At 65.8% G+C, this 13,318-nt stretch carries 10 protein-coding genes and 1 pseudogene; 3 read left to right on the top strand and 8 right to left on the bottom strand.

From position 1 onward, the window contains the following. Positions 1 to 113: 113 nt before the first annotated feature. Positions 114 to 808, top strand: a pseudogene (locus AABQ55_RS30510) (HAD family hydrolase). On the opposite strand, the gene AABQ55_RS30505 reads toward AABQ55_RS30510, so the two are convergent. From AABQ55_RS30505 to AABQ55_RS30490, 4 genes are all read right to left on the bottom strand, one after another. Continuing rightward, complete coding sequence (locus AABQ55_RS30505) at positions 795 to 1,730, bottom strand: sugar-binding transcriptional regulator (protein WP_272808478.1); 936 nt, start codon at positions 1,728 to 1,730, stop codon at positions 795 to 797. The pseudogene AABQ55_RS30510 and the gene AABQ55_RS30505 sit on opposite strands and share 14 nt — an antisense overlap. Positions 1,731 to 1,822: 92 nt before the next feature. Then, the gene (locus AABQ55_RS30500; RefSeq protein ID WP_272808477.1) at positions 1,823 to 2,815 is read right to left on the bottom strand and encodes an ABC transporter permease; all 993 of its coding nucleotides are present in this window, start codon (positions 2,813 to 2,815) and stop codon (positions 1,823 to 1,825) included. Positions 2,816 to 2,850: 35 nt separating this feature from the next. Then, complete coding sequence (locus tag AABQ55_RS30495) at positions 2,851 to 4,341, bottom strand: sugar ABC transporter ATP-binding protein (RefSeq protein ID WP_272808476.1); 1,491 nt, start codon at positions 4,339 to 4,341, stop codon at positions 2,851 to 2,853. A gap of 63 nt (positions 4,342 to 4,404) precedes the next feature. After that, a complete protein-coding gene (locus AABQ55_RS30490; RefSeq protein ID WP_272808475.1) occupies positions 4,405 to 5,352 on the bottom strand; it encodes a substrate-binding domain-containing protein in 948 nt (315 codons plus the stop codon). 371 nt (positions 5,353 to 5,723) lie between these two features. Between AABQ55_RS30490 and AABQ55_RS30485 the strand changes: the two genes are divergently transcribed. Together AABQ55_RS30485 and AABQ55_RS30480 are read left to right on the top strand one after the other, a co-directional pair. Next, the gene (locus AABQ55_RS30485) at positions 5,724 to 6,761 is read left to right on the top strand and encodes an alcohol dehydrogenase catalytic domain-containing protein (protein ID WP_272808474.1); all 1,038 of its coding nucleotides are present in this window, start codon (positions 5,724 to 5,726) and stop codon (positions 6,759 to 6,761) included. Further along, entirely contained in the window at positions 6,754 to 8,427 is a 1,674-nt protein-coding gene (locus tag AABQ55_RS30480) for a glycerol-3-phosphate dehydrogenase/oxidase (RefSeq protein WP_272808473.1), read from the top strand. Before AABQ55_RS30485 ends, AABQ55_RS30480 begins: the two co-directional genes overlap by 8 nt. 48 nt (positions 8,428 to 8,475) lie before the next feature. Here the strand turns inward: AABQ55_RS30480 and lpdA are convergent, their stop codons facing one another. From lpdA to AABQ55_RS30460, 4 genes are all read right to left on the bottom strand, one after another. Next, positions 8,476 to 9,921: a dihydrolipoyl dehydrogenase gene (gene lpdA, locus AABQ55_RS30475; protein ID WP_272808472.1), complete on the bottom strand. Its 1,446-nt coding sequence runs from the start codon at positions 9,919 to 9,921 to the stop codon at positions 8,476 to 8,478. 99 nt (positions 9,922 to 10,020) lie between these two features. Then, the gene (locus AABQ55_RS30470) at positions 10,021 to 11,280 is read right to left on the bottom strand and encodes a pyruvate dehydrogenase complex dihydrolipoamide acetyltransferase (RefSeq protein WP_272808471.1); all 1,260 of its coding nucleotides are present in this window, start codon (positions 11,278 to 11,280) and stop codon (positions 10,021 to 10,023) included. 1 nt (position 11,281) lies between these two features. Continuing rightward, complete coding sequence (locus AABQ55_RS30465; protein WP_272808470.1) at positions 11,282 to 12,280, bottom strand: alpha-ketoacid dehydrogenase subunit beta; 999 nt, start codon at positions 12,278 to 12,280, stop codon at positions 11,282 to 11,284. Between the two features lies 1 nt (position 12,281). Next, complete coding sequence (locus tag AABQ55_RS30460; protein WP_272808469.1) at positions 12,282 to 13,316, bottom strand: thiamine pyrophosphate-dependent dehydrogenase E1 component subunit alpha; 1,035 nt, start codon at positions 13,314 to 13,316, stop codon at positions 12,282 to 12,284. Between the last annotated feature and the right edge of the window lie 2 nt (positions 13,317 to 13,318).

The raw sequence follows: 13,318 nt of genomic DNA, 5'->3' as shown, positions 1-13,318 counted from the left end.
TTAGAGCTACTACGGCACGCAAAGCGGCGGCGCACGAAAGCAATCAAATACGTACTTTTGATTACAGTTATTAGTTTTTGTTCGTTCATATGAAAACATACGGAAAGCGGGAAATGGTTTGCCATGAGACACCAGAACTCTTCATCTTCGACTGTGACGGCGTGCTCGTGGACAGCGAGATCCTGTCGGTGCGGGCCTATGTGCGGGCCTATGCCCGCCACGGGCTCGCCATTGCCGAGAGCGACGTTGCCCGTTGCTTCGGGATGAAGCAGGCCGATATCTTCCAGTCTATCGGCGCGGCGACCCGGCAGGTTTTTCCGCCCGAGCATGCGGGCGACCTGTGGGAGGAAATCCGCACGCTCCTCGAAGCGGAGCTCGTCGCGATCGAAGGGATCGACAGGCTTCTCGATACGCTGCCGGCAAAGCGCTGCGTTGCCTCCTCGTCGGCGCCGGAGCGCATCGCGCTCAGCCTTTCCCTACGGGCCTGGCGCAGCGCTTCGGCGAGGCGGTGTTCAGCTCGACGATGGTCAGGGCGGGAAAGCCGGCACCGGACCTTTTCCTCCACGCGGCCGCCTGCATGGGCGCAGCGCCGGACCAATGCATGGTTTTTGAGGATTCCATCTACGGGATCGTCGCGGCCCGGGCGACCGGCATGCACGCCATCGGCTTCACGGGCGGACGCCATCTTCCACCCGACCATGGCGCGCGGCTGCTGGAAGCCGGCGCCCATCGCGTCTTCGGAAGTTGGCAGGAGGCGGGCGAAGCACTCGGCCTTGGCGCCGTGATGGAGCGCGTCACTCCTCGATGAGGCGCTGGGCGATCTCGATATCGGTCAGGACCACATGTGGCGACAGCAGCTTCAGCGCGCCGCGGAAGGCCGCATATTTATGCCAGCCGCCGGAGGCGAGCACGACCTTGCGCGCCGTGCGCAGCGAGCGCGGGTCGACGGCTACGACGCGGCGGTTGACCTCGTGGTCGATGATCTCGCCATCGGCATCGATGAAGCGGCAGAGTATGTCGCCGACCGCACCCGCCTTCTGCAGCGAAATCAGCTCGTCGCGCTCAAGCAGGCCGTAGCGGCTGAAGGTGGAGCCGGGCGAGAGGTCTCCGACGCTGACGATGGCGACGTCGAGGTTTTCCGAGCGGCGGAAGACCTCGCGGATGCCGGGATGGGTTAGCAGCGCATCGCGGGTGCGTTCGTCCGGGGCGAAGACTGGCGCGGCGATGAGGTAGGCTTCCGCGGCGAGACGGTCGCCGAGGCGCCAGGCGAACTCGGAAGGATTGAAGGCGCTGACGCGGGTCAGCCCACCCAACAGCGACACGACGGAGATATGCGCATCCGTCTGCTGAGGGATCGCCGGAAGGCAGGAGCTCAGCGTCTTGCCCCAGCCAAGGCCGATGATCATGTTCTCCTTGAGCAGATCGGTGACATATTCGCCGAGCACGCCGCCGATGATCTCGGGAAGCTGCTCCGTCTGCTTGGGAACGGGCACGACGATCGCCCGCTCCAGATTATATTTCTTCTCCAGCTCTCGTTCCAGCGCGACGCAATTGCTCTGCTTGGACAGGACGCGGATCTGCACCGTGCCGTCGAGGCGGGAGGCGGCCAGCATGCGCAGCACCTTGGCGCGGTTGAGGCCGAGCTCCTGCGCCACCTGGTCCTGCGTCATGCCTTCTTTGTAGTAGAGCCAGGCCGCCCTCGTGCGCAGATCATCGGACAGGTCGGACACCAGCGTCGCTTCTCCAAGACATCAGATGTCCCACCTATAGAGCAGGCCCGGACGTTTTTCCATGCGCCGCGAGGGCCGGTTGCCAACAACCCTCAGTTTTTACGCCGGAAGAGATCGACGAGGACGGCGATCAGTACTACGCAACCGACGATGACCCGCTGCCAGAAGCCGGAGACGTTCAGCAGAACCGTGCCGTTGGCAAGGACCGTCAGCAGCATGGCGCCGAGCATCGTGCCGACGATGGAACCCTGCCCGCCGCGCAGGCTCGTGCCACCCAGAATTGCGGCGGTGATGGCGCCCATCAGCCAGCCTTCGCCCACCGAGGGCTGGCCCGCATCCATGCGGCTTGCAAAGAGAATGCCGGCGAGCGCGGCAAACATGCCGGCAAGCCCGAAGACCAGGAACTCGACCAGCTTGACGCGGATGCCGACGAGCACGGCCGCTTCGCGGTTTCCGCCGACGGCGAAGATGTTGCGGCCGAACCGCGTCTGGGTCAGCATCCAGATGAGGACCGCGCCGGCGAAGAGAAAGACGAGAACAGGCACCGGGACGCCGAGGATCTCGCCCTTGCCGAAGAATCCGAACTGTTCGCCGAGCGGCCGGATCGGGTAGCCCTTGGTCAGCACCATTGTCATGCCGGCGAAGATTTCCCAGGTCGCGAGCGTGACGATGAAGGGATTGAGCCTCAGGCCCGCGACGAAGAAGCCGTTGATGAAGCCGAGCGATAGGCCGAAGAGCATCGTCAGGGGAATGACGAAATAGGGATGGATGCCCAGCATGTTGAGCATCATCGCGCCGACGATGGCTGAAAGCCCGGCCGCCGCGCCGACGGAAAGGTCGATGCCGCCGACCAGCAGCACCAGCGTCTGCCCGAGCGCCACGAGGCCGACGAAGGCCGCCTGCCGCGCGACGACGGACATGTTGTAGGACGAGAAGAAGTTGTCGGTCGCCAGCGACAGGACCACCATCAGCGCGATCAGCGCCACGGTGATGCCGCTCGCCTCCCAGCGCCAGAAGCGTGCGACAAGGCTCGGCCGGCGGTCGTTCTTGCGGATCGCACCATCGGACATCGTGTTCTCACTCATGGTCGTCAACCTTTTCTGTGTGCTGTCGCGCCGGCTCAGCTCATCGCAAGCTGGAGCAGGGATTCCTGGGTGGCCTCGGCAGCCGTGGGCATCCCCTTCACGCGGCCCTCATGCATGACGAGGATGCGGTCCGAGACATCCAGGACCTCCTCGAGCTCGGAGGAAATGAAGATGATGGACAGGTTCTCCCGGTCGGTGAACCGGCGGAGCTCCTGCTGGATCTCGAACTTGGCGGCGACGTCGATCCCGCGCGTCGGCTCGTCCATGATCAGCACGCGGGCGTTCTTCATCAGCCAGCGGCCGATGATCACCTTCTGCTGATTGCCGCCCGAAAGCGACGTGATCGGATCGCGCGTGGACCCGAGCTTGATGCGCAGGCGGCTGACGAAACCGTCGACCTCCTTCATCATGTCGCCGTTGCGCAGGCGCAGGAGACCGCCATAGCGCCCGAGCGAGGGCATCGCCATGTTCTCCGAGATGGACAGCAGCGGGAAGATCCCCTCCTGCTTGCGTTCCTCCGGCAGGTAGACCAGGCCCTTGGCGATGGACGCCAGCGGGCTGCGGTTGTCGAGCCGCTCGCCGAACAGGTCGACGCTGCCCGCATCCGCCCGGGTGAGGCCGAAGATGCATTTGGCGACCTCGGTGCGCCCGGCGCCCACGAGGCCCGAGACCCCGAGGATCTCGCCACGGTGCAGGTCGAAGGACACGTCCTCGAACTCGCCCTGGCGCGTCAGTCCGCGCACGGAGAGCACGACCTCGCGGTTTTCCAGGTGGACATGCGGCGCCGGGTTGCCCTTGCCGATCGCCCGGCCGGCCATGGCCTGCACCATCTCCTCCTTGGTCGTCGTCTTCGGGTCGAGCTCACAGACGAAGGCGCCGTCGCGCAGAACGCTGATGCGGTCGGAAAGCTCGAGGATCTCGTCCAGCCGGTGGGAGATGTAGAAGATCGAGCCGCCGGCGGCGCGGAAGGCGCGGATATAGGCGAACAGCTTCTCGGTCTCGCGCGAGGTGAGTGTCGCGGTGGGTTCGTCGAGGATGAGGATATCGGCCGAGGTCGCCGCCGCGCGCGCGATCTGCACGAGCTGCTGCTGCGCCTTGCTGAGCGCGGAAACCCGCGTGGCCGGGTCGATGGAATGATCGATCTTGAGCAGGTGCTCGGTCGCCAGCGCGCGCGTCGCCTTCCAGTCGATGCCGAGCGGGCCGCGCCTGTGCGCGCCGAGCATGATGTTTTCGGCCGCGGTGAGGTCGGGAACGAGGTTGATTTCCTGCGGGGCGATGGAAATGCCGGCCTGCTGCGCATCCAGCGGCCGGTGGAACTGGACAGGCTTGCCGTTGCGCCGCAGCTCGCCCGCGGTCGGCGGGGCCTTGCCGCAGAAGATGCTCATCAGCGTGGACTTGCCCGCGCCGTTCTCGCCGATGATGGCGTGCACCTCGCCGGCCCTGATGCCGACGGAGACGCCCGTCAGCGCCTTGATGACGCCGAATGACTTGGCAACGTCTACGGCCTCGAAAATAGCTATGCTCACAGCCGTTCCTCCCAAAGCGGAAAATGCGGGGCCGAAGGCGGCCCCGCATGATCGCCTGCATGCTTACTTGCAGTCGTCCTTCGTGATGAAGCGCGAGCCGGTGTCGTGGAACATCGGATAGGTGTGGTTCTCGTTCATCGCCACGAGATACTTCACCGTCCAGTAGCCCATGTCCCACTGGCGCTGGGCTTTGAGGGCGGTGATCGTCCCGTCGCATACCGCATCAACGGCTTCCGGCAGGTCGTCCATGCCGACGATGGCGACCTTGCCGGCCAGCCCGGCATTCTTCACGGCGCGGGCCGCGCCGATCGGGTTGGAGGCGTTCGAGCCGAAGATGCCGGCGATGTCGGGATTGGCCTGCAACGCGTTCTCCGTCAGCGTGACGGCATCCTCGAGCACGTCGTTGTCGGGCTGCTCGAAGACGATCTGCATGTCTGGATGGCTTTCCAGCGCCTTCTTGAAGCCCTCGATGCGCTGGACGTGGTCGGAGGCCGTCAGGCTGCCGGCCAGAATCCCGATCTTGCCCTTGCCGTCGAGCGTCTTGGCAAGGAACTCGCCGAGGTCAAAGCCGTCCTGGTAGCTGCTCTTCGGGCCTACGAAGGGGAAGGCGTCGTCGCAGAACGAGTTGAAGGTGATGACATTGACGCCGGCCTTGCGCGCTTCGCCGAGGAGCTGCACGTTCGTCGCCTGGTCGAGGCAGGCCACGGCCAGGCCGTCGGGCTTGCGGCCGATATTGGTCTCGATGCGCTGGTTCTGGTCCGCCACGTCCGCCTGCGGCGGCTGGTCCCAGATGACGTTGACCTTGATGCCGGACTTCGCAAGCTCCTCGGCGGCGAATTTCGCGCCTTCGGCCACGACGTCGTACCAAGGATGGATGACCTTCGGGATGTAGACGAAGGTCAGTTCCTTGTCGATCGGCTTGATCAGGTCCTGCTGGCTCTGCGCCTGCGCGGCACCCGAGGCCGCGAGCGAGAAGAGGGCAGCGCCCATCAGCATTCGGTTCAGTTTCATCGATAATCCTCCCAATCTCGATTCGCCGGCCGACAGGGCGTCCGGCACCCGTAAACCACGTTTGCACGGAACGTCGCCGAGAACCCCGAACGGATTCGCCCGCATGCCCGTCGAGCCCGAAGGTCGAATTCGAACATTTATTCCGATATTTTTATCTTTGTGCATTTCCTTTTGTCTGTCAACGGCGAAGCGTGCGGCTAAAAGGCTTCGCATTTAAAAGGTTGTTTTTCCTTCAGCTTATTTGCTGCTCCCGTCAAACTAGCCGCCCAGCGGAACGCCCAACTGCAACATTTCCCCTCACAGGGCTGGACAAATAGTTCTGTATTTTTGTAATTATAATTTTATTATTGTGCATTCACGGAGCGGAAACGATGAAGGCTGGACTATTGAAGGCGCCGAACCGGCTGGATTTCGAAACGGTCGGCGATCCGGCCCTGAAGCCGGGCGATCTGCTGATCCGCGTGAAGGCCGCGACCGTCTGCGGCACCGACATCCGCATCTTCCGGGGCCGGAAGACGGCCGGCATCCGCTACCCCTCGATCCTCGGCCATGAATTCTCCGGCGAAGTGGTGGAGAACGGCGGGCACGGCGGGTTTTCCTGCGGTGATGCGGTCGCTGTCTGTCCGGCCATACCCTGCGGGCATTGCGCCCATTGCATCCGGGGCTACGAGAACATCTGCAAGAACCAGATCGCGATCGGCTACGAGATCGACGGCGCCTTCGCCGAATATATCCGCATTCCCGAGCAGGCGGTCCTGTCGGGCAACGTATTCAAGCTGCCGGCGGGGCTGTCGTGGGAAAAGGCGGCGCTCATCGAACCGCTGTCCTGCGTGCTGAACGGGCAGGAGCGCATCGGCGTCGGCATTGCCGACCGCGTCGTCATCCTCGGCTGCGGGCCGATCGGCCTGCTGCATGTGAAGCTCGCCCGCCTTTCCGGCGCCGCGCGCATCATCGTTTCCGAGCCGAGCGCCGGGCGGCGGGCGGCAGCGCTGGCGGCCGGCGCGGATGTCGTCGTCGATCCGGCATCGGAAGACCTGAAAGCCATCGTGATGCGCGAGACGGACGGGCTCGGCGCGGACAAGGCCATCGTCGCGATCGGCGTGCCGCGGCTTGCCAACGACGCGATCGGCCTCGTGCGCCACCGCGGCGCGGTCAGCCTGTTCGCCGGCTTCTCCGCGGGGGAAACGGCGACGCTCGACGTCAACGCCATCCACTACAACGAGATCATCATCACCGGCTCCTTCGGGCTCGACCGGCTGCAGTTCGAAAAGGCGCTGGCCATGATCGCCTCCGGGCGGCTCGAGGTGGAAAGCATGCTGACCCACCGCTTCGCGCTCGACGAGATAGCCACCGCGCTGGAGACGGCCGAACGCGGCGATGCCATCAAGGTCGCGATCCTCAATGCCTAACACCGCCGCGCGCCTTCTCAGCCTGCCGGAGCATGCCACGGTCCTCATTCTCGGCGGCGGTATCAACGGCTGCGGCCTTTTCCGCGATCTGTGCGAGCAAGGCGTCGACGTCCTGCTGGTGGAGAAGGGCGATTTCTGCTCGGGAGCGAGCGCGGCCTCCTCCCGGCTGATGCATGGCGGCATCAAATATCTGGAGACCGGAGAGTTCCGGCTCGTCGCGCAGTCGGCGCGCGAGCGCAACCTGCTGCTCTCCAACGCCGCCCATTACGTCAAGCCTCTCGAAACCGTGCTGCCCGTCAGCTCGCTGTTCGGCGGCATCATTCCCTCCGTCCGGCGCTTCCTCGGCCTCAAGGCGAAGCTTGCCGACCGCGGCACGCTGATCACCCGGGCGGGGCTGCTGCTCTACGACCTCTTCGGGCGGCATTTCCGCACCATGCCCAACCATCGCATGCTGGGGCGGCGCAAGGCGCTCACCCTCATGCCCGAGCTCAACCCCTCCTTCCGCGCCGTGGGGCTCTATTACGAGGCGCACATCACCCATGCCGAGCGGCTGGGCCTGGAACTGATCCTCGACGGCGAGGCCGCCAATCCCGCGGCGCGGGCGCTGAACTATGCCGAAGTGGCGCTCGTCGACGGCCGGCTGCGGGTCAGGGACCGCATCAGCGGGCTTTCCCGCGACGTGAGCGCCGACATCGTCGTCAATGCCGGCGGCGCGTGGATCGATAAGGTCAATGCCGCCCTCGGCATCCGGTCCCGGCACATGGGCGGCAACAAGGGCTCGCATCTGGTGGTGCGCAACCGCCGCCTGCACGATGCCCTGCGCGGCCGCATGGTCTATTTCGGCTCGGCCGACGGGCGGGTGAACCTGCTCTATCCCTTCATGGGCAATGTGCTGATCGGCTCGACCGACATTCCCGAACCGGACCCGGACGCGGCGCGCTGCAGCGAGACGGAGATGGCCTACATGGCCACCGTCATCTCCGAGGTCTTCCCGGACATTGCCGTCACGCCCGACCAGATCGCGCTCACCTGGTGCGGCGTGCGCCCGCTGCCGCGCTCGGAAGGGCTCGCTCCCGGCGAGGTCAGCCGCGACCATTCCATCGCCGAAGACCGCATTCCCGGCCTCGGCCTGCCCGTCCTGTCGCTGATCGGCGGAAAATGGACTACCTTCCGCGGCTTTGCGGAGGAGGTCGCAGACCGGATCCTCGCCATGACCGGGCAGGAACGGCGGATCGGCACCGAGCGGCTCGCCATCGGCGGGGGACGCGGCTTCCCTGCGCAACCGGACGCCTTCGAGGCGGAGGCGGCAGAGCTTTCGGCCCGGTTTTCCGCGCCGCTGGAAACCTGCCGGAGACTACTCGTCCGCTACGGCACCGGCGCGCGCGCCGTCCTCGTGGAGACCGGCGGGCGCCTGACACCGCTCGCCTCGCTTCCCGCCTATGCCGTCGAGGAAATCGCCTTCCTTTGCCGCCGCGAGAAGGTCGAGACACTGGAGGACGTGCTCTTCCGCCGGACCGATATGGCCCTTTCGGGCGCGCTGACGGGCGAGGTTCTCGACGAGGTGGCGCATGTCGCCGGGCAGGCCCTCGGCTGGGACGATGCCCGCATCCTCAGGGAGGGTGAGGCCAGCCGCGCCGCCGCCGCCCGCAATCACATCGCCCTCTGATCCTCCGTCCCCGCCGGCCGTCATCGCAGCCGGCGGGGAACCGCGCCGTCAAGCGTTCAGTGCACGCCCATAGGCATCGAGCACGCTTTCCTTCAGCGTTTCCGAAATGGTCGGGTGCGGGAAGATCGTGTGCATCAGCTCCTCCTCGGTCGTCTCGAGGTTCATGGCGATGACGAAGCCCTGGATGAGCTCGGTCACCTCGGCGCCGACGAGGTGGGCGCCCAGAAGTTCGCCCGTCTTCTTGTCGAAGATCGTCTTGACGAGGCCCTGGTCCTCGCCGAGCGCGATGGCCTTGCCGTTGGCGACGAAGGGGAAGCGGCCGACGCGGATGTCGCGGCCCTGCTCCTTGGCCTTCGCTTCCGTCAGGCCCACGGAGGCGACCTGCGGATGGCAATAGGTGCAGCCCGGGATCTTCGCCTTGTCCATCGGATGCACGTTCGGCAGGCCGGCGATCTTCTCGATGCAGATGACGGCCTCGTGCTCGGCCTTGTGGGCGAGCATCGGGGGACCTGCGACGTCGCCGATCGCATAGATGCCCGGCACGTTCGTCTTGCCGTAGCCGTCGATGGCGATGAAGCCGCGGTCGGTCTTCACGCCGAGCGCCTTGAGGCCGATATTCTCGATGTTCGCCTGCACGCCGACGGCCGAGATCATGCGGTCGGCGGTGATCTTCTCCACCTTGCCGTCCTTCATCTCGACATGGGCGGTGACAGAGTTGGCGCCCTTCTCCACCTTGGCGACCTTGGCCTCCAGATGGATCTTCATGCCCTGCTTCTCGAACTGCTTCTTGGCGAGCGCGGAGATTTCCGCGTCCTCGACCGGCATCACCGTCTTCATCACCTCGACCACCGTCACGTCGACGCCGAGCGTGCGGTAGAAGGAGGCGAACTCGATGCCGATGGCGCCCGAGCCCATGACGAGCAGCGACTTCGGCATTTCCTCCGGCTTCATCGCTTCAAAGTAGGTCCAGATCAGCTTGCCGTCCGGCTCGATGCCAGGCAGCGCGCGCGGGCGGGCGCCGGTGGCAATCACGATATGCTTGGCCTTGTAGGTGCCCTCGGGCAGGACGTTCTTCGGCAGCGGCGCCTGCGGCTGCTGGATCGCCTTGCTCGTCTTGGAGACGACGATCTCGCCGGGCTTGGTGATCTTGGCCTCGCCCCAGATGATGTCGACCTTGTTCTTCTTCATCAGGAAGCCGACGCCGCCGTTCATGCGGCTTGCGATGCCGCGCGAGCGGGCGACGATCGCCTTCAGGTCCGGCGTCACCGTGCCCTCGATCTTCACGCCGTAATCGCCCGGATGCTGGGCATAGTGGAAGATCTCGGCCGAGCGCAGCAGCGCCTTGGTCGGGATGCAGCCCCAGTTGGAGCAGATGCCGGCGAGATGCTCGCGCTCGACGATGGCCGTCTTCAGGCCCAATTGCGCCGCGCGGATCGCGGCGATGTACCCGCCCGGACCCGAACCGATAACGATGACGTCGTAGGAAGAAGCCATGGATGTTCCTTCAAAAAAGAAGGGGAAGCGTCACCGCCTTCAGGCGCATGGCCACTTCCCCAAGTCACGGGAGGAAACGCTGTCCGAAGGTCGAAACGGCTAGACCAGCATCGACATCGGGTTTTCGACGAAGGCACGGAAGCGGCCGATCAGTTCGGCGCCGAGCGCGCCGTCGACCGCCCGGTGGTCGGTCGAAAGCGTCACGCTCATCACGATGGCGGCGGCGATGCTGCCGTCCTCCGCAACGACCGGCCGGCGCTCGCCCGCGCCGACGGCGAGGATCGTGGCGTGCGGCGGGTTTATGATCGCCGCGAATTCCCTGACGCCGAACATGCCGAGATTGGAGACGGCGCCCGTGCCGCCCTGATATTCCTCCGGCTTGAGCTTGCCGGCGCGCGCACGGGCGGCGAGATCCTTCATCTCGTTCGAGATGGCCGAGAGGGACTTGGCCTGCGAATGGCGGATGATCGGCGTGATCAGCCCGCCCGGCACGGAGACCGCGACGCCGACATCGACGAAGCGATGGCGGACCAACTGCTCCTCCGTCCAGGAGACGTTGGCGTCGGGCGTTGCGGCAAGCGCCAGCGCATAGGCCTTGATGACCATGTCGTTGACGGAGAGCCTGTAGGCGGGGGCCTCGTCCACCGACGGCGCAGCCGCGTTCAGCTCCGTGCGCAGCTTCAGGAGCGCATCGAGCCGGCAGTCCGCCGTGAGATAGAAATGCGGGACCGTGCTCTTGGCCTCCACCAGGCGGCGCGCGATGGTGCGGCGCATGCCCGTATGGGCCTGAAGCGTATAGGACTCGTCCGGGAAATGCTTGAGCGCGGCGTCCGGGCCGGGCGCGGGCGTGGCGGCCGGCGCCGGAGCGCTTCGAGCGGCAGGCGCTGCGCCCGCGGCGAGCACGTCGGCACCGACGATGCGGCCATGCGGACCGGAACCGGAAAGGCCCGCAAGATCGACGCCCTTGTCCCGGGCGAGCCGGCGGGCGAGCGGCGTCGCCCTGACGGCACTGTCGGCCTTGGCCGCGACGGGGGCGGCGGATGGGGCATCAACCGGAGCGGCGGCAGGTTCCGCCTTCGCCTCCGCCGGGGGCGACGCGGCTGCATCCGGCACGTCCTCGCCGGTGGCGACGATCCACGCGACGAGGGAGCCGACGGGTATGTCGATCCCCTCCCTGCCCGTCACGTTGCGCAGCGTGCCATCGGCCTGTGCGTCGATCTCCATCGCCGCCTTGTCCGTCTCGATCTCGAAGAGCACGTCGCCCTTCTTCACCTCATCCCCTTCGGAGAAGAACCATTTGGAGATCTTTCCGGTCGCCATGTCCATGTCGACCTTAGGCATGATCACTTCGCTCGCCATGTCAGCGCACTCCCCTGACGAGGTCGCGCGCGGCTGCGAGGATATCCGGCATCTGCGGCACGGCGGCCTTTTCCAGCTCCGGATTGTAGGGAATGGGCGTTTCCGAGCCGCCGAGGCGCACGATCGGCGCATCGAGATAGTCGAAGGCCTCGCTCTCGGCGATCATGGCGGAGATTTCCGCCCCGACGCCGAGCGTCTTCACGCCCTCGTAGACGCAGATCAGGCGGGACGTCTTCTTCACCGAGGCGATGACCGTCTCGCGGTCGATGGGGCGGATCGAGCGGAGGTCGACGACCTCGACGCCTATGCCCTCTTCGGCAAGCTTTTCCGCCGCCTCGAGCGCCTTGTGCACCATGATGGACGTCGCCACGATGGTCACGTCGCCGCCCGCGCGGCGCACCTCCGCCTTGTTCAGCGGAACGGTGTAATAGCCCTCGGGGACCGGGCCCTTCATCTTGTAGAGCAACTTGTGCTCGAAGATCATCACCGGGTCGGGATCGGCGACCGCGGCCAGCAGCATGCCCTTCACATCGTGCGGCGTCGCGGGCTGGATGACCTTGAGGCCGGGCACATGGCCGAGCCAAGCCTCGATGCTCTGGCTGTGCTGGGCCGCCGCGCCCGTGCCGGACCCGGCCGGAAAGCGCATGACGACCGGCACGGAGACCGCGCCGCCCAGCATGTAGCGCATCTTGGCCGCCTGATTGACGATCTGTTCCATGGCGAGCGCCGCGAAATCCGAGAACTGGAATTCGAAGATCGGCCGCAGGCCCGTCACCGCCGCGCCCACCGCGACGCCGGCGCCGCCGAGCTCGGAGATCGGCGTGTCCATGACCCGGTCCGGCCCGAAACGCTCGATCAGGTCGCCCGTCACCTGGAAGGCGCCGCCATAGACGCCGATGTCCTCACCCATCAGGATAACGCGCTCGTCCGCCTCCATGGCGAGCGCCATGGCCTCCTGGATCGCCTGCGAGTAGCTCAGTTCCCTCGGCACCGCGTTCATCTCACGCCCCTTCGGTGTAAACATTGTCGGCGAGGCCGGAGATTTCCGGCATCGGGCTTTCCTTGGCGAATTCGATGCCGGCGGCGATTTCCTGCCGGACCGATACGCGCACCGCCTCGATCTCCTCGGGCGAGGCGACGCCGAACTCCTGGAGCTGCGCCTCGTAGCGGGCGATCGGATCGCGGTTGGTCATCCAGTCCTCGATCTCGTCCTTGGTGCGGTAGCGGTTGCGGTCGCTCTTGGAATGGCCGCGATAGCGATAGGTCTTGGTCTCGATCAGCGTCGGCCCCTCGCCCCGGCGGGCGCGCTGGACGGCGTTGTGCGTCGCTTCCGCGACGTCGGAGAGCACGTTGCCGTCGACGATCACGCCCGGCATCCCGTAGGCCGGCGCGCGGTCGGCGATGTTGGCGACCGCCGTGGAGCGGGCGGTCGAGGTCGACATGCCGTAGCCGTTGTTCTCGCAAACGAAGATGACCGGCAGCGACCAGACCGCCGCCATATTCAGCGATTCGTGGAAGGCGCCCTCGTTGTTGGCGCCGTCGCCGAAGAAGCAGACGACGACCTTGCCGGTCTTCAGCCGCTTGGCGGTCAGCGCCGCCCCGACGGCGATCGGCAGGCCGCCGCCGACGATGCCGTTGGCGCCGAGATTGCCGGTCGTCACGTCGGCGATGTGCATGGAGCCGCCGCGGCCGGCGCAATAGCCCGTGGTCTTGCCGAAGAACTCGGCGAACATGCGCGCCACGTCGGCGCCCTTGGCGATGCAATGGCCATGGCCGCGATGGGTAGAGGTGATCTGGTCCTCCACGGTGAGCGGCATGCAGATGCCCATGGCGCTCGCCTCCTGCCCGATGGACAGGTGCATGGTGCCGTGGATGAGGCCACGCATGTAGCTTTCCTCGGCGCCTTCTTCGAACTGGCGGATGAGATGCATCTTGCGCAGCGTATCCATCAGCTGCTCACGGCCGTATTCACGATAGATGAAGGGCAGATTGCTGCTGTCGGGTTCAGCCTTCAGTGCACGGGCGTGGTCCGCCATGA

This window comes from Shinella sp. WSD5-1, from assembly GCF_963942435.1.
Taxonomy (GTDB): Bacteria; Pseudomonadota; Alphaproteobacteria; order Rhizobiales; family Rhizobiaceae; genus Shinella; species Shinella yambaruensis.
Note: the sequence above shows the minus strand (reverse complement) of the source record. Positions and strands in the feature narration are given on the sequence as shown.